Raw genomic sequence first — 18,987 nt, 5'->3', positions numbered from 1 at the left:
CGGAATTGATTTTTACTTTTAAATGTAGTGAGTTACGTGTAATTTATACGAAATATAACTAGAAACCTGGCTTTATACTCTGAATTATTGTTGAATTTTAAGATTTTCACAAATTGCCGATAAGATTCATGATATGAAGTGAGTTTCTCTTGAATTTACCGCGCGAGTGTCAATTTCCATCAGGAATGGCATTTCGACAACTTACTGGTCTAGTGCATTTTTCATTCAGAATAGCTGTTAAAACATGACACAAAATTGGTTTACAGCTAGATACCGCGCATTAATCATCGCAGTAGTGACGGCATTTTCAATTTGGGCGATGAGTCAGATTGGTCTGTTTTCCGGGCTCTCTGGGTGGTTGTATGACAGGCTCGTCAATTACAGCGCCAACCGCAGTTACCAGCCGAGTGTGGTTTTGGTCAAAATGCCTGAGAGTAGTGCGCCCAGTGCCATCGAATGGCGTACGGTATTGGATGCATTGAGCCGGCATAAGGCTGCGCAGGTATTGGTGTTGTCACCGGATATTGATGATCATGATCAGTTTGATCAGTTCGCAGACACACAAAATCTTGTTTTGGGTCGTTATCTGATTCAGGATCCGGACGATCCGGACAAACTGCATTTGCAGTCTTGGCCGGAATCAAGCCGGGGGATCGTTCACGGTGTGGCTAATCTGCCGGAGTCGGCCCAAGGTATAGTCAGGCATGGCACGGTGCAAAGATTCGCAGATGGGAGTATGCAGGATCCCATTGCAGTGGTGGCCGCCCGGGAACGCGGTTTCGACACGCCGTCGGTGGCTGAGTGGGGATTTCTGATCAACTTCAACCAGGGGCGATATTCGCTCCCTACGCTTCATTTCGAGCGTCTCCTCGCGGGTGACCTGATCGAGGAGTTGATCGCGGATCGTTCTGTCGTATTCGGCCAACCAACGATGCCTTCAACTCCCGGTATTTACACCCCGGTCACTTCCAATATGCGGCCCATGTCGGCCTTGGAATTTCATGGTTTCATGTTGGACAGTCTGCTTGGGGAGCGGGTGATTACGGAACTGCCCGCTTGGGTGGCCCTACTTTGGTTGACAGCGATAACCCTGATCAGTGTCTTTATCTATCAGTGGTTCATGATCCGTGAGGGTGCCTGGATCACCATTTTGTCATTGGCTGCCTACATGACTCTCGGCTGGTTGGTGCTGTGGTTGCTGTACTACTGGCTGCCGGTCTTGGAGTTTGTCATGGCGCAGAGTGTGATGTTTTTATGGATCTCCCATGAGAAATCCGCACGGATGGAACTGGAGATGCGCACCATGCTCGCCGAGATGTCTTCACGGTTGCGCAAGAGCGCATTGCCACCGAGATTTTACGATACACCGCATCACTGGGAGCAGCTGGTGGCTATGGTGGATCAGACACTCTCTTTGACCCGCCTGATCTTTCTCGAGCGTGTTGAGGCAGATCACCGCGTCAAGGAGATCCAGGCCTTGCGCTGTTCTCTGGATTCCATCGATGAACGTCGCCGCGATTACGAACGGACACCCTACAGTACGGCAATCGCAACCGGAGGCCCCATCCGTATCGAGAAGACCTATCTTGCAAAGAGTGACTTAGAAACAGAGGACCAATATCTAGTGCCTTTGATCTACTCCGGCGAGATTCTCGGATTCTGGGCGTTCGGTGTGGATATGGCGAAGATTCAGTCACGCCAGCAAATGGAGAGTATGGCCAAGGATTTCAGTTATCAGATTGCCGAATTGTTGTATCACCGAAAGCATTGGCTGAACAAGGAAGCGGAAGAGGCTCGAATATTGAGTCAGTACCTGAGTCTTCAGGGTGGTGAAGTCGTGCATAAAGATGTTCATCAGGCACTTGACCTGATGGAACGACGGCTTTCGGTGCAGCAAAGTGTATTCGACGGATTAGAGACAGCAACGGTACTGTATGATCTATTTGGCCGGGTCATGCAGATCAATCACCATCTGGAGCAGTTGATGGCGGATGCTGATATTCCGGCCTTCGACTACACTGCCCTCGACCTTATGTTTGAACTCACAAACTTCGGTCGTGAAGCATGTCAGGACCTGCTTCGTCAAGTTGTCATGGAACGCAGAAGTCTAGTAGTCCCGGCCCGATTGACCGCGTTGCCAAATCAACGTTTTCTACTCAGAATGCGGGCGCTCAATTATGACGAAACGAGTGCGCGCACTGCTGCAGACAGTACACCATTTGAGTTGCTTGGTGTGTTGTTCGAACTTGATGACGTTTCCCTCATTCATCGGCTCTATAGCCACAAGGAAACATTGATTCAGCATCTCAGCCAGCGAATCGGTCGTGGGCTGGACAATGCAATACAGTTGAGCAGTTGTGTGGCTGAGGAGGATCGGGTGGATACCCTCGGCAAGGTTGTCGAGCACATCAAAAGTGAAAACCGGATGCTGAAGGAAGCAACTGCTTTTTTGAACAAAGAGATAGGCACCATGTCGCTGCAACTCTTTCCGATCGATGGACGACAGCCTATTTTAGAGAATATCGATGCGATAAGCGGACATGTGGAAGTGTCGGATATCCGAATCGTTGCCGAGCTGCCGGATGAACTGTCATTGGTGATGGCCGAACCCGAGTTGCTGCATGATGTAACGGCCTCGGTACTCGATGTCTTGATCAAGGATGCATCGGAGGAGAGTACAATTCATATCATTGTTGAGGAACAGCAGGAGTGGGTTCGATATAAATTCTACAATCAGGGTTTCGGTATGCCCAACGACAGATTTCAGGAATTTCTTTTTGAAGATGATGGGGTCACTGAAGGTTACACACAGTTGCGCAATGCGTTGCATCGTGTACAGAGTTGGGGGGGGACTGTAGAAGCATCCAGTGAGCTTGGGATCGGTACCAATATCGAGATCAAATTACGTGCATTCGGTTAGATCACAGATACATGGGTTGATAGAGATGTCTGCATAACCGTATGGATATATTTCCCCTCCCACTTTTTCCTCAGGGCGGACTCGCCAGTTCGGTTATTACCACGGTCTGGATCGGTGTGGCCGTCGTGGCATTTTTCAATCTGCGTTTCGGATGGGTGTTGTCCGGGTTGGTGGTGCCGGGATATCTCGTTCCACTGATGATCATCAAGCCATGGGCTGCGGCGATCATCATAATCGAGAGCATCATTACCTATTTTCTGGTCTGGTTATTTTCAGAACTCCTTTCGCGTCTGGGATATTGGAGTCAGCTATTCGGTCGGGATAGGTTTTTCGCCTTGATCGTGATAAGCGTGCTTGTACGGGTGTTGTTCGATGGCTGGCTGTTACCCGGTTTGGGTGAATGGTTTGTGGATCGATTCGATGTGGCCTTTGACTATCGCAACAACCTGCACAGTTTCGGCCTCATTATCATTGCATTAATCGCCAATCAATTCTGGAAGAGTGGTCTGCGCATGGGGGTTCTGCCGTTAGCGGGCAATCTGGTTGTCACCTATCTGATCGTGCGCTACGGGTTAATGGAGGTCACCAATTTTACGGTCAGTAACCTGAACTACATGTATGAAGATATTGCATCTTCGATACTGGCCAGCCCGAAGGCCTATATCATCCTGATAACCACCGCCTTCGTCGCCTCTCGCATGAACCTCCTCTATGGTTGGGATTTCAGTGGCATCATGATCCCCTCATTGTTGGCCTTGCAATGGTATCAGCCGGTCAAAATACTGGCTTCTTTTTTTGAAGCCTTGTTGATACTGGGCATCGCGCATCTACTTTTAAAGACCAAACCCTTCAAAAACATCTCCATTGAAGGGGGACGCAAACTGTTGTTGTTTTTCAATATCGGATTTGTATACAAGCTCATTCTCGGCTATTTGATTCTATGGCTGATGCCAGAGGTCAAGGTTACGGATAGCTATGCATTCGGTTATCTGTTGGCGACCTTGATGGCGATGAAGATGCATGACAAGGATATTGCGGTGCGCTTGACCAGAGCGACACTGCAGACCTCTCTTGTTGGTGTGGCCGTAGCAAGCGCCATCGGGTTTACCCTGACGTTAATGCCTCGGCCGGAAATCAACCTGGGAGCGCATGCCGGTGGAGTGTATCCACACCAACTGATAAAAAGTCAACTGCCTATATTGGATAGGGTACGCGAGGACAGAGTCCGGCTCTATCAACCTCAGAGTCAGAATAAAATTCAGCTTCCCTTGACCTCTGAACTTGAGCAGTTTTCAGAAGCTTTGACGCAGTTGCATGATTATCTCTCGTCAGGGGAGGAACACAATCTGCGGCAGGCACTGGTGCAATTTCAGAAGGTGGGTTATGAATTGCTGCATGACGGTCAGGGTTACTATTATTTGAGAGAACGAGGGCCTGTACGAGGATGGGGCTACTATCTGCTTAGGTCCGATTACAAGAGCCGAATGGTTGTCGAAGTGCCGGCCCCGTTGGATGAGCGCGGCGCACTCGATGCCAGTTTGCAATTGTTCGATTTGTTAGGTGCCCGTGGCCTGGCGGTCGCTGGCAGCAGTCGTTTTCTGCATCCGGACCGCTCTGCGGATGTACTGACAAATCCGCAAAGTTTCTTTCATGTTTTTCATTCGGTGTTTGCCAAACGGGATGTTCTGCAGGTAAGACGCTATACCCGAGAAACCATGCGTCTGAGCGCAGCCATCGATATGGAAAAATACACAATAAATGAAGATCTCCCTGAGGAACCGGAGAATATGCTGTGGGTGCATGTCGATCTGCCGTCAGACCTCGATTTGACTGCATTGAAACAGCTGACGGGATCATTGCTCATTCAATGGCGGGACGCTCCATTCGATAACCGTCAGCGTGAAATCAGCCGCAGGGGATTTGCAGAACTTCTGCTTAATCAGCGCGGCATTCGTTCGGTACGGTCCCGATCCGTGGGGTTTGGCAAAGCACCGCCTTTGGTCCTGGGATCCCAGCGTATCGATGGTTTTCTACAAGACTGGGTCCTGGCAAGAAAAGATCGGATCGCGGAACAGGGAAGCGATAGCTATGTTGTCCCAAAGGTGGAGGAATTGCTCTTCTTCGATGCCGAAGTGCTTACCCCGCTGTTGAGTGTGTCGGCAAAATCCTACCATGAGGGCGAATGGACAGAGGATGGTTTGGAAGAGTTGCGTGGTATTCAGGCAGCCGCGGGGGTATTGAACTATCATCTGATACGCTACCGGCATCGATCGACCGGGGAGGACTTTTTAATCCTTGCTGAATCAGACAGCGGTGAAAGACGTTATTGGGGCACCTATGTATTCCGGCTCAGCAAGAGCAATAACTATCTGGTTCAAGTGCCCCGTCCCTTATATGAGCTAAACAGTTTCGAGTATGGGGTTTCACTGTTTCAACGCCTTAATGCCAAGGCGTTGCTATTGGCCGGTTCGCATCCGGGCGCCAATACAGACGGAAGTGCGGATATTATCCGTTTGGATAATGTGGTGAATATGTTCAGCTTAGTTAATCAGGTTGTGCTAAGAGAGGCCGCTGACACGCCGCTGCTGGTCATACACAGTCGCGCACTGAGCCGCAGGGGGCGTGGGGAGCTCAAGCATGCGAACGCACTGATATCCAAGATCGAGACACCAAGCTCGCAAGGTGTAACCGATACGCTTGTCGATCCGGTATTGGAGCAGCTTGCACTGGAAGGTATCAGCTATCGTTTTGTCGAGGGAGATCAGGATACAGCCGGATACGAGATTGCCAGTGTGGCGCAATCCCTCTATATCAATGCCACCCGCAATAAAGGCTTTGTCGCCCTCTGGCTCAGCCCAAGTGCACGCTCCGTTTACCGTCAGCAAGGTCAGAATAGGCAGGAGCTGTTACGCTTTACCGCTGTGGGCATCCAGACACGGGAAGCCGATCTCTACGACTATTTAACGGGTCTTGATTACTCTGCGTCTCCTACCCCACTGCCGTCGATGCTTCAGCGGCAGTTGAGTCGCTATCTGGAGAGTGGAAATGTGGTGGCTCTCAGCGGATTGGTGACAGACTGGCCTGAATATACGTGGCAGAGGTTGATCGACCTCAATTCCCGTCAATCGTTCCTGATCGGTCTGCAGCAGGAAGCGGGTTTGCGCCTGATTGCCAACCTTAATCCACGGGATGTGTACTCAGTCTTCACGGCTGACAAGAAATTACTCTCCCGTAGCGATATCCAGGGCTTTATTGACAGCCGCATGGCGCTGTTGACGTGGGAGAGTGCCTTGTGAGACTGCTTGGTAGAATTCTCCTGCTGTTGCTGATTGCTGCCGGTGTCTATTACGTCGCCGTAACCACGTTACGCATCGATCTGGGGCTGGGTAAAGGTGAGCGACTCAGTGGAAATCTCACCGGTACACGTAGCAGTATCGCATACGGTCTTGACGGCGGTCAGTGGACTGTGTTTCCGCTAACCGGGCACGCTGATATGTTACGTATCGTGACGAATGCAATAGTCGACAGACCCCTCGTCGAGGCACCGGAAGAGGGATGGCTGTATGCACTGGACTATCGTTTGCTTGACGGCGCTGGCCGGGAGTTGGAAAGCGGGGAATTCTATCATCGCACCAGGATTCGGCAGTATCGTGACATGACGAGTGGAGAGGTGGTAAATCAAAACGCCTTTTTAGCGGCGGATAGGGTTCCCTCTGACAGTCGTGTGCATATCATGCCTCTGATCGAGTCTGCAGCGAAATTGATGCTTAAAGTGAAGTCTATGGATGCGCCATTACAGGCAATTACCGTGCGAAGTTATGAACCGGAGCAATATACGGAACTCAAGCTTGATGCCGCATGGCGCAAGTTGACCTCTTCCCGGCGGGTCAGGCTTGCACGTGGCTCGGTCTACAATCCTGAACTTCTTCTGGCGGAGGAGCGGCGTAACCTGCTGCGTAATAGCTGGAAACCGCTTGGACCATTAGGGGTGCAGGGGAGGGATTATCGGGTACATAAGCTGTTCGTTCGACACGGGGATCTTGGGGAGCCGCTGGATCAGGAGATACTGCCTGCCGGTCTCTACATGGATGAATGGCATCGGGGCATCGTGCAGTTGCCGGAAGGCCGGTCACGGGTACGTTTGGAATTCACGCCGGTAAGGCGTGACCGCATACCGCAACAGGAACCCATACATATCCACTGGTATGGACGAAGTCTGGACAAAAGAGATGTCTCGACTCATAACTGGACCCCGGATAGGATTGCTTTTCAGCAGGAGTACGAGGGTGGGTTGCTGGAGATTGAAGCCTCTGGTCCACAGGTAATGCGGGCTTATCGACAAATGGATGCAACATGGCAGGAGATCACGCCCGATCTCAGTTATCTGCGTCTCTATATGCTCGATGCGGAACAACCGATACGCTACACACTAGAGCATATGGCATCGCAAGACACACCCTTGCGTATAGATTTACGGGTATTGATGTCATCCACCGATGAACAGCAGGAAACAGAGGTGGACTATCGGTTGCTCGATGACAAGGGTGAAGTGTTGAGGCATGGCAAGCTGACACTGCTGGCAACGCCCTCATTGTATGATCGACTGGCGGGAGACGCGTTCAACGAACTTATCACCGAGCCGACCAGCTTCTATTTCAGGTTGCCCGGCGACATCGCTGCAATCGAGCTCAGGAGTCATGCTCAAGTCTGGGTAAATGCCTATACCCGGCCGATGAACCTTGTCAGGCGTGTGCGTATTCCTGAGGATTACTACCGTGATCTTCAGGATACGGGTTATCAACCGGCCTGGTTCATCGTGACGCCCGATGATGAACGACAATTAGTGGACGGGCTTCGTACCGCGGCGTTGAATATTCAGCGCCGTCCCCCCGTGGATGACCCAGATATCGTTGCCGGTCGTTATGAATGGGAAGAGTTTCGTCCCGAGGGACGGTGGCGGGGGCGCCATCTATTGGTGGAACGGGCTTCACAACTTCCGATACGCGAGGAAGCGATGGCGAGTCTGTTTTATCCAATTGTGAGCGGGCGCGACGAACAGGTTCGCCTGCGTTCTGTTTTTGGCCGGGAAACGGTAACGCCAAGCTTGGTCTATCTAAGGCAGGGCGGTAAAAGAGAGAGGCTGTCACTGTTTCTTGACGAAAGGTTGTTTTACCAAACCAGCCTTGCCGCAACCCAGGGTCAGATTCGTCTGCCTGCGATCGACCCCGGCGTGTACCGATTGCGTCTGGAATCGTCGGGCGAGACAGAGTGGTTCATCAATCATACCGAGGTTGACGGACAACCTCGACTGCGTCGTTTCAGCAACAGACTGGGATCGAAAGGCATGGTGTTCGTTTACCATAAGCGGTCAGCCGGGGAAGAGGTGCTGACGGGACAGTTCTTCAGCACCTCTCAATCCAAGCGGGCAGGTCTCAGCATCAAGGTTTCCAGAGTGGGACATTCCCTAAAACCTCAAACGGCTTGGACCTTTGCTGATCGATTTTATGATTTACGCATAGGCGACGGTGACAAGGTACCAATATTGGGCGCCCAATCGCAACATGCTTCGGCGGGTGTGCGTTTTTTTCTTCCGTTGGGAGAGGATCTGGAGCCTGGTAAATATCGTATCCACATCGAACCATCGCTCGGTGTAGAGGGTTATCTCTCCTTTTACCGGCTCAATCCGGGCGAACCGGTCAAGACCGATATGTTTGTGGAGCGGGGATGAGAGGTGTAACACTGTTTCTGCTGTCGCTCAGTTTCCTGGCGCCGAGCGCAAACGCGGAGATGCATGAACCTGAGGGGTATTTGTTGGCACCCCCCTGTAAATCCTATCATCGTCCAAGCAGGCAGGAGCTCAGCCGGGTACGCATACTCTTCTCGAAAATCCTGAGAGGGATAACGGATCAAAATGCCATGCGGTCGCAATGGAACGCTCTGGGTTTCGACTGGCTGCCTGCCGAGCTGGATGGAGAGAGCATAGTGGTCCTGAAAGAGCACGCCTCCCGGTGTGAGGGTCGTGGGCTGTTTATGATTCGCACGGCATCGGGTCCCTTGAATCTGTTGCAGATACCTCATCGGTTCCATGATAAAAAGACAGGCAATATCGGTTACGCCCTCATGTGGCATGGCGATTTTCGTATTGCGGCATTTAATACCATTCCCCGATATGCGCGGAATAAAGATGGTGATGGGAAGGCTGCGGATCTGGTGCGTAATGGTGATAACTATTTTACCGCGCTTGCCGAGGCTGCGGTATTACTGTCTGCGGATAGCCGTGTGATTCAGATTCATGGTTTCGATAGTGCCAAAAGAAACAGTGATCCGGGGCGTAACAGTCAGGTGATCATCAGCGATGGCACGCGACATCCCTCAGGGAATGTTCAGGCCCTTGTTCGGTGTCTCGCATCGGATTTCGACGAACAGGTTGGGTTATATCCCAGGGATGTCGATGAGCTAGGGGCAACGACCAACCAGATCGGCTCAATACTGCGGAAGTATGACCATCAGGGTTTTATGCATATAGAACTGAGTAGTGATGCGCGTCATGCACTGCTGAGCGATTGCGCATTGATGACCAAGATGGCTGTTTGTCTGTCCGGGAGGCGGCACTGATGCGATCCCGGCAAGTTTGGTTCTTGATCGGATGGAGCTGTCTTTGCATAACCGTATTTGCCCAGGAGGGCCGTCATCTGCATCGTGCCGATGGTATTGCTCCCTTCCGTTACTGGGATAACCTGGAACATCTTCCCCATTGGCTGGGAGGGGAGAGACCCGGTTACAATCGAGACGAGGGTCTGCATACGGTACGATTGGAACCGGGCAGCGACATACTCATTCGATTGCCGGCGAGGCAGGGTCTGCGCCTGATAAAGATGGGCGATCCATGGATTGCAGAGGAGTTGCGGCTGGAACTCTCAAACGGCTCCGCATTGTTTCTCGAGACGCCGATGCAGGCAGGAATAGGAAACAACTGGGGTGTCGAGCCGTCGAATGGAGGTGACAGACTGGTTCGTTTGAGCCGGCCGGGACACTATTCCGACCCCATCGAAGTCGCACTTTTCATATCCCGTTCGCCAAGCCTGCCGAATCTGGCCGATTACCGTTCGCAACCTGATATAAAGGGAGATCTTGTACAGATGCAGGGCCCTGAAGAGCCGACCTCCAGATCTGTCTGGAGGGTGGGGCCCACGCAGGAGATCGAGGCCGAGTTCGATGGGCCGCAGCGTCTGCAAATGGAGAGTTGGCTGCGTTATGAAACAGTCGGCAGTGAACCCCGGCAGATCTATCATCTTCATGTGGAGCTGGATGGCATCAACATCCAAACCCGGCATCAATACGGTCGCGCCAACCTGCATCGGAAATGGCGTGTGGATGGATGCGAAAGCGTCCTGGGAATGGTCAATCGCAGCTATCTCGACATTCCCGAGGGCCGTCACCACCTGAAGATAGGAGCCAGCACCCCGCTCCTGTTGCGCCTGCGGGGCGTATCGGAACAGGGTGATTTCCTGGTGGCGGAAAATCGGCCAAAGGCGCCGGCGGATATACCCGGCCGATACGAATCAGCATCCGATGAAATCACACGGCTTGGTGTGCTTGCGCGGGACAACCGACTAAGCGGAGGCGGCTTGGCGGCATTGGAGGCGGCACTCCGTTTATCAGAAGACCAGTTGCTGTTGCCGGAAATCGCCGCTGAGGCGCGAGCCATGGATGGCCGGCACGGTTTCTTTCGGCCTTTGCTGCCGGTCACGATGCCGGAGAGTGGGGTTGTCTCCGTGCGCTGGCCGGCAAAATCAAGACTTCGTTGGGATGAGAAGGCGCCCCTGTTGATACCGCAAACATTGGTGGACAGTCTGGCAAAAGGGGTCACCGGGAGAATCTTCCTGACCCTGCCTGAGAGAGAAGAGAAGGCCTATCACTATGCACTGCCGAAAAGGCGCCATGACTCGCGTCTGCAGCTGTTAATCAGCGATTATCAGAACGGCATTGAGGGTGAGCTGTTTCTGCAGTTCGATGATGAGCCGCCAAGAAGGCTCAGGCTGAAATCCGGATTGCCGCTGCCTGAGACAAGCTACTGGCCGAATGCCTCTACGGCGGCGCATAGACTCTCACCGAGGGAGACGGCCGGTTTTCCTGTCCTCACATCGGTTGCGGACCTGGAGTTACCATTGCCCGCAGAGATATCAACCCTGCGTATATGGCAGTCGGCAGTAAACCCCCAGCCTCTGGATATGGCCCTGGGGATGCGCGTTACGGGACAGCTGGCGACAAACGAGGCTGAGTACCTGTTTTTAATCAGTGACCTGGATACTGTGGAACACGATCGGTTGATGCGCGAGAGTATAGGGGCTATCCCGCGGTTGGCTGAATCCCGGTCTCGCCTTGCCACGCTGCTGGACACCCTCCCGGGGGATGAAAGCGGCAACCAAAAAGAGGCCCTGTTGAACGACTGGTTGCCCCTGCTTAGATTTCTCTATGCCCGCTATGCCACCTTTGTGGCCAGGATCGAGCGGCCCATGCCCGTTTTACGCTCGTCATCGACTGGCGAGGGTAATCTGAAACGCTCATTGCACCTTGCAGAGGAGGCAATGCGAGATCAGGATTGGATCAGGGCTGTGGAGGCCTGGAGCGATATCATCCTCTATACAAGCAACAGGCAGCGTAATTATGCCATGATGCAGAGAGTAGCCGCGCTGACGGCAATGGGTGAGGGTAATCTCTCGGAACTGCTGTTGCGGGGTATGCTGATACATGAAGCGGATCCGCAACTGAGGGAACAGGCCGTCGCTGCTCTGGAAAAGATATATGTGCAGAACCGGGATGATCAGGGGCTCCTCAATCTGCTGATAACCCATGCCATCCTCGATCCTCAGCCAGTCCGATTGGCAAAGCTGGCCAGGATGTTGCTGAAACAGGGTAAAGCGGTATGGGCGATAAAGATCCTGCTTTCAATTCCACCAGACCGGCGTCCGGCAGGAAGCATGCTGGATGCCGCCTATTCCGCCGATTGGTGGCGTACCTTCAATGCCAATTTAGAGACTCTCGCCGATCCTCAGCTGCAGGCCTATTGGCTTGGTTACCGCCATCAGCGGCAAGGTCGATACAAAGCGGCCTTATCGGCGTGGGAAAATGCCGGCCCACGAGGAACAGCGCTGAATGCGGCCTTGCAACAAGGTCTCGCACTTCGAAACGACCTGACAGATCCGGAATTGGATCAAGAGGCCTTGCTTGAGGATTGGGCCGCCTGGTGGGACAAACTGCCAGGGGAGCGGCAGTGGCGCTCGCTCGCCAACAATATCGTCAAGTTTGACGGTGTTGAAATGCTGAATGTGCCCGATCAGGATCAGACCTTCAGGTTATTCCGGGCCTCACCATCCTCACCTGTCGAAATGATCGTGCAAGGGCCGCGCACGTTGCGCATCAATACCCGTCTGCTGCACAGTGAAGACATTGACTTTCCGCTGGATGACTGGCTGCTGGTCTCAGATGGATCAAGCTTGAGACGTTTTCCCATCAATGGCGACAGCGTGGTAAAGGGCGTGAAACTGTCGCGTGGCGTGATGTTCCCGGGGCGAACGCATCGGTTCGAGTATTCAATCGGACCCGGCAGACATCATTTAAGACTGTCGCCCCACGATCGCCCGCAACTGATTGAGGTCGAAGCTCTATCCGCCGAGCGACCATTGTCAGTACTCCCCGAACCCATGGCCTATGATCTGGGCGGAAAGCCTGGTGCGGCTGACGATTTCAACCCGCACAATCCGTTTCCAGGGCAGGATGTCCATTGGCTTAAGGGATGCTCCATATCCGACAGCTTCATGCCGGTTATTCAGAGTGAGACGATCAGCGGCGATGATTCAATCAACGCCGAGGCCATAGGTATACCGCACAGGCTCTATACGGCAGCGGTCGTTCAGGATGAGCATTACCAACAGATGACACAATGGCTGTGGCAGGCGGAACAGCAGCCTGAAAAGGCCGCGTCAATACTGGCCCAGGCCGAGGTTCGGTTCCATGAGCATGCAAGCGATCGCCGTTTGCAGCGCATAATGCGCAGAATGAGACACAATTATCGATGGCAGCCGATGGACGGGATTGTCTCCAGTGCAGGACTACGCTATATACGGCAGACAACATTTCAGCCGGAAAGTCCCGGCTCGAGGGTACGCAGCGCGTTGCTCGAACCGTTGCTGGAAGGCGAACGCTTTATCTATGGTGGTCAGCGAGTCAATATCGCATTACAAAATTCAGCCTCTGCCACGGCTGTCGCCCTGAACTTCAAGTTGGAAGAGATCGGCTATATCGATGCCAGGGATTTGCAGATCAGCTATCGTCTCGATGATAGCGAAAACCATCTTATCCAGCTTACACCCAACCATCCAAGTCAGCGTATACATATATCGGTTCCTCAGGGACGGCACGTGCTGCGTGTGCAGATGCTCAATCCGCTGCAAAACCAGATCCTGCGCTTCGCTATCCGGGATGAAGAACAATTGTCGGGTGCGGGCCGGGAACGATTCTACGAACGGGCCTATCAGGTTTCCACTGTCGATGAACCCGTAGAACTGGCGCTTGAAGGCCCGGCCTGGTTGCGGGTCGATGAACGGATCGAAGCGCAGACTATCAGCCGGTTCCTATTTATTCAGCCCGGCTGGCAAGCGCTGCAGTTACCACCGAGAAGCGGTCGACAGGAGAGCTATTACCGTCTCTTCCGTCAGCGTGTCCTGCAAAAACCCTGGCAAAGCCGGTTGCGTGAAGCGCATCTCATTCAAGCCGAAATGCCAATCGCAGATAAAATACCCTCGACTCAGACCGAAGGGCTATCGCTCTGGGAACTGCAGCCGATGTCTGGTCAAGAGGATGGAACCTGGGAGTACTATGGTCGTCTGGTCAGCCGGCGCAATCTCGATGAAGACCGTTCAGCCGATCGCTCCGAGCGTTTTTTCGAACTGGGTGTCGGCCATCGCCTGTTTCAGGAATACGCCGATCGTTATCTGGAATCGGGAGTATTGGCGAGGATCCGGGATATAGGCGGAACCACTTTGGGCGTTTTCGGCGATCTCCGTTGGGACAGTAGCTTTCATGCCATCAATCTGGATCTGGGTGGAGACTTGTTTATGCAGCAGCCAAAACAGATGATCGGTACGGAATGGTCACTGTTGCTGAAGGCGGAACTTTCCCAGTACCGCCGGCTGACCGGCAAGACCCATCATCGACCCAGCTTCGGTGTATTCAAACGTTGGCTCAGTTTGAACGACCTCGAACGGGGATTGAGCGAATATGTGGATCAGGATGTCTATACCCGTTACAAAAATGACCATCAGCGTGGACTCAGGCTAAGTGATACATTGAGCCACTATCCATGGCGCGACACACGCATTCGCGCCTCCCTGGCGTTGACTACCAACGAGGCATTAAATCCGTTTAGACCCGACTATACGGACCTCACCCTGAGTGGAGATCAACTGGTGCGCGATCTGGGGCTGGGGGTGCGCTATCGTTGGCGTCACTATTTTGATGACGATGACCGCGCTGACGAAGACCAACAGCACAGCTTGAAGTTGCGTCTGGATTGGCATCGTTGGACGACACTGCAAGCGGGTTGGCGTCTGGGTTTCGAATTGGACCACCAACTGGATAGCGGAGATACCTCATTGTTCCTGAGCCTGCGTCATTATCGCGCCAATGGGCGACTATATCGTGATTTCCGTCCCGGTGTGGTCACGTTTGAACCCTTACGCAGCCGGCATGAGTTGGAGCGCCACTTTCCTGTCGATGAGGTTCGGCAGTGAGCGTCGGCTCTGTACGCAGCTTGCTGGAATTGGGATATCACCCCCGATGGCTGGCGGTTGACCGGCCGTTGATCGATCGGCTGGAATCCGGTTTCCAGGGTTGGCTCGATCTTCAGCCTCGCATGGAAGGGGTTGCGATCACCGAAGAGAACGTACGTGTCCGCTTACTGGTTGAGTACCTGGTGTTCTGGATTACGGAAAAGCTGGAACAGATGGATAGTCTGCGCGCGGGGTTTGTCGAATTCTCCCAGCGACATAATCATGCAGCGACCGATCGCGAAAAACAGGCGCACATTCTGGGGTATGCCAAGCGCCTCGGGGCGACCCATCGCCAGGTGAATAAAGATCGCAAAGCCTTCTCCCGCTGGTTCGGTTATGACGCCATGGCGGAGCGTTATGAACGCCGCTACCGGAAAGCGGAGCAAGAGCTTGTCGTTACCCTTGGGCGACTTGGTGTCATCGCCGCGCACTATATTGAGTGCTTCTCGGCAGCTGATCAGAGCATCGTCTCCTGGCGTCAACTGCAGCTGGAGAATCTGTTGCGTCCGCTGCTGGCATACGATGGCGATCCGCGGGTGCGAATCGCGGCATTCGAGTCCCTTGCCGCATCGGTGAGCAGCCTGCCTCACAATCTCCAGGAGAAGGCGGTTAATGATACCACCTTGCGATATATCTACCGTTCAGCCCTGGAGCGCCGTCAAGAGGTCTGGATTCAATGTGCCGCATTGAGTCTGCTGCAGACCTTCTCCACCGAGTCGTTGATCTCGGCCCTGGAGCATCGCCTGCAGAGCCTGGGAAAAGGCGATGATCTGTTCGTTCGCCGACACGCCATGCGACTGCTTGGCCGGCAGATCCCGGATTCACCGCAGCTTGAGTCACTGCTGCTAACAGTGAAGGATGATCCAAGCCCGGCAGTACGCCAATTGATTGTTGAAACGATGCATCATGCGAGTAAGGAAACCGTAGATCGAATACTACCTCAGTTATTGCTGCAGGATGAGGAGCCCCGGGTGCGCGCAGCAACCCTCTTGGGGCTTTGTGCCCTGATACAGCGGGAGGAGTTGTTCGAGACCATACTCGAGCAGCTGCATGCATCGCTCAGCTCGGAGAAGGAGCAGTTCGTGTTGCGTGTGGGACTGAAATGCGTGCTGGATATCTACACTGATTTGGACAAGACAGAGCGGTGGGAGCTCGCATGCCGGTGGTACGCCAGGCTCTCCCCGCTTCTGGCTGAGCTCCATCGCAGTGCGGACGATCTTTCAGTGCGCCGCTGGAGCGCCCAGGCGAAGGAGCAGATTTGGTTGTTGCAGACCCCTCAGGCAAGGCAGCTGGCAGATGCCTTGCGTCGGCGTATCGAAACCATAGAACCGCGTCGGGCAACCCGTCTCAGGAACAGCTTGTTGAAAGCGGTGGATCGGGACACTCTGGGTAGAACACTCTCCTGTCTGGCGCAGAAGGATTTTGACCTGGAATTGGAATCCGGTTTGTTTGGTTCACGTCTGCGACGGGGCGCCAGGCTTGGTTTCAGAAGCTGGCGGTTGTGGCATGAGCTATGGCGACCCGCGACAGACAAACGCCAGGGCTTCCCCCACACCACCGGGCGAGTCTATCGAGGCGGTTTACACGCCCCATCATCGATAATGGCTGAGCTGGCAGAGACCCGGGTACCGGGAGAGCCGCTCTTTCTTCCTGCAGAGAGTGGACGCCGTCCCTATCTCCCCTTGGTGGATGAGGTGATATCGGCATTGGATGCCGGCCTGCTGCGTGGTAAGCCGCTGTGGCTCTACAGTGCGGAGGGCGTTACCCAGGTATCCCCGCCCGACTCGATTTTGCGCCGTATGGTCTCGAGAATCTTGCTGACCCTGCGTTTTGCCCAATATGCCGAACTGCGCAATTGGCAGGAAGGGGAGCGGTTGGCGCCCACGCGCTATGTCGAATCATTGCAACGCCTCGGGATAACCCTGTGTTTCTCCAGCCATCCGGACACGATTTGCGAGGATCGACAGAGTTCTCAGGATCGGGCGGTAGGCTGGAGCGCAGATCCGGCTGTGGAACGGTTCTTCCCCGCTATAACGATCATTCCTCTCCCTTTGCAAGATGCCTTGGGGCGACTCCAGGACTATTTCTACTCGGTCTACCAGAACAATATTAAACAACTGCTTCTGTTCCTCGTTGCGGCAGTGGCGGGGATGTTCGGTCGACATCTCTATCTTAACGCACGTATCAGGTCGGCCCGGGGTTCGATGCCGCTGGTCATCGGTGGTTGGGGCACTCGCGGCAAGTCGGGCACCGAGCGACTCAAAGCGGCATTGGTGAACGCCAAAGGCTATTCGGTGCTATCGAAGACGACCGGTTGCGAGGCGATGTTCCTGCATGCCCATTCGAATGGCCGCTTGCGGGAGATGATGCTGTTTCGTCCCTATGACAAGGCGACCATCTGGGAACAGGCAAACCTGCTGCGCCTGGGGCAGCGGTTTAATATCGATGTTTTTCTCTGGGAGTGCATGGGATTGACCCCTTCCTATGTCGGTATATTGCAGCAGCAGTGGATGAAGGACGATATTTCCACCATCACCAATACCTATCCCGATCATGAGGATCTGCAGGGGCCCGCGGGTTATAACATTCCGGAAGTGATGACGAACTTCATACCACGCAATAGCGTATTGATAACGACCGAGGCTCAGATGCTGCCGATCCTGCGCAGCGCCGCGCAAAAAAAGCAGACCCGCTTGCGTACAGCGGGTTGGCTGCAGTCGGGCCTGCTCCCGCCGGACATCCTGCAGCGCTTCCCCTACGAGGAACACCCCGACAACATTGCATTGGTGCTGGAACTCGCGGACGAACTCGGGTTGGAAGCCGACTATGCCCTCAAGGAGATGGCGGATCGTGTCGTCCCTGACCTGGGTGTACTCAAGGCATCACCGATTGCAACAGTCAGGGGGCGCAGACTGGAGTTCGTCAACGGCATGTCGGCAAATGAGCGGTTCGGGTGTCTGAGCAACTGGCGGAGAACCGGCTTCGCCGATCAGGATCCCTATTCGGACCCTGATACCTGGCTTGCGACAGTAGTCAACAATCGTGCAGACCGGGAGCCCCGGTCACAGGTTTTTGCCGCCATTCTGGTAGAGGATATCGTCGCCGATCATCACTTTTTAATCGGCACCAACCTGGACGGACTGCAGGGCTACATTCGGGATCTCTGGGAGGAGTGGGAAAAGGATATCTCTCTCTTCGATGATCGGGGTGGCGAACAGGAACAACCGCTTCGTGTAGTGGAAAGAATGGCGCACCGTTTCCGGCTCCCCTACCGACCCGAGCACATTCAGGAGCGCTTGGGTTGTCTGTTGTCGGGCATCGCTGGGGAGATGCCCGTCGCAGAGCTTGAGCGGCTATGGCGCGACCCCGAAGGGCTGCAGCAAAGTCTGTCGATGACAGATGCTAGTGCACTGGCTGAAGAGATCCGGATTTTCCATCAGGAACTCCTTCAACGCTACCATGAGTACCAGGAACTGGTGGGCAAGATCGAGCAGGGAGCCAATCCGCCGAAGCATCTGGAACAGATATTCAAGGAGCAGCTTAAAGGCTGGTTTTGGAGCAAGTTTACAGTCATAGAGGATCCCCATAGCAGTGGTGAGCAGGTGATAAGAGAGATCGTCAAAAAGACCCCCCCCGGATTGAAGAGCCGGGTAATGGGGATCCAGAATATCAAGGGTACGGGTCTCGATTTTGTCTATCGCTGGCAGGCCTGGGAGCTATGTCATCATCACTGTGCGCAACTCGATGCCAAAGATCCTGCGATAGCCCGAGAAGGTTTGCACAACCTGTCGGTTTTCAAGGATTTCGGCCAGCTGAGCGAACATACCGTGCACCAGACGATTGAGCGGGTACGTCATAAAAAACTTGCCCAGAATGAACTCTTTCAGGCGGAGCTTAGAGTGATTCTCGCCAACCTGGATGAGGCGATGAAAGCGATACGGAAAAAGATGGACGCGGGTCGCAGCGTGGGACTGTTGGCAAAACTGCTGGATAGTGTTGAAGCATTCCTCGATTCAGGTGACGCAATACGCCGGCGTAAACTGGCCAATCGCATATACCGTGATTTACAGAATGAGCGCATTAGCCACGAACGTGCCGCACTGGAACTTCAGGCCCTGAATAAACGGCAGAAAGAGGGTTGGTTAAAGCAGCGGGCATTTGAGTTTGTCGGCGCCTTCACCAGGAGTGATTCTGCGACGGATACTCAGTCCCAATAAATATTTTTGCGACAGTTCA

6 protein-coding genes are annotated in these 18,987 nt (G+C 53.8%); all 6 read left to right on the top strand.

The annotated features are described in order from the left end of the window. Window positions 1-319 precede the first annotated feature (319 nt). Genes AB8516_RS11135 through AB8516_RS11110 form a run of 6 tightly spaced genes read left to right on the top strand, consistent with a single transcriptional unit; the run spans window position 320 to window position 18,968 of the window. Complete coding sequence (locus AB8516_RS11135) at window positions 320-2,920, top strand: hypothetical protein (protein WP_369160604.1); 2,601 nt, start codon at window positions 320-322, stop codon at window positions 2,918-2,920. A 41-nt stretch (window positions 2,921-2,961) separates the two neighbouring features. Next, window positions 2,962-6,216, top strand: a complete 3,255-nt coding sequence (locus AB8516_RS11130; RefSeq protein WP_108291884.1) for a poly-gamma-glutamate biosynthesis protein PgsC/CapC — start codon at window positions 2,962-2,964, stop codon at window positions 6,214-6,216. After that, window positions 6,213-8,648 carry a hypothetical protein gene (locus tag AB8516_RS11125; protein WP_108291882.1) on the top strand — a complete coding sequence of 812 codons (2,436 nt, stop codon included), beginning with the start codon at window positions 6,213-6,215 and terminating at the stop codon, window positions 8,646-8,648. Before AB8516_RS11130 ends, AB8516_RS11125 begins: the two co-directional genes overlap by 4 nt. Beyond that, complete coding sequence (locus tag AB8516_RS11120) at window positions 8,645-9,535, top strand: hypothetical protein (protein ID WP_108291880.1); 891 nt, start codon at window positions 8,645-8,647, stop codon at window positions 9,533-9,535. The genes AB8516_RS11125 and AB8516_RS11120 overlap by 4 nt, the downstream gene beginning before the upstream one ends. Next, window positions 9,535-14,712, top strand: a complete 5,178-nt coding sequence (locus AB8516_RS11115) for a hypothetical protein (protein ID WP_108291878.1) — start codon at window positions 9,535-9,537, stop codon at window positions 14,710-14,712. Before AB8516_RS11120 ends, AB8516_RS11115 begins: the two co-directional genes overlap by 1 nt. Next, window positions 14,709-18,968 carry a HEAT repeat domain-containing protein gene (locus AB8516_RS11110; protein ID WP_108341135.1) on the top strand — a complete coding sequence of 1,420 codons (4,260 nt, stop codon included), beginning with the start codon at window positions 14,709-14,711 and terminating at the stop codon, window positions 18,966-18,968. The genes AB8516_RS11115 and AB8516_RS11110 overlap by 4 nt, the downstream gene beginning before the upstream one ends. Window positions 18,969-18,987: the final 19 nt, after the last annotated feature.

Origin of the sequence: Candidatus Thiodiazotropha sp. LNASS1 (assembly GCF_964212655.1) — a bacterium.
Lineage (GTDB): Bacteria > Pseudomonadota > Gammaproteobacteria > Chromatiales > Chromatiaceae > Thiodiazotropha.
Note: the sequence above shows the minus strand (reverse complement) of the source record. Positions and strands in the feature narration are given on the sequence as shown.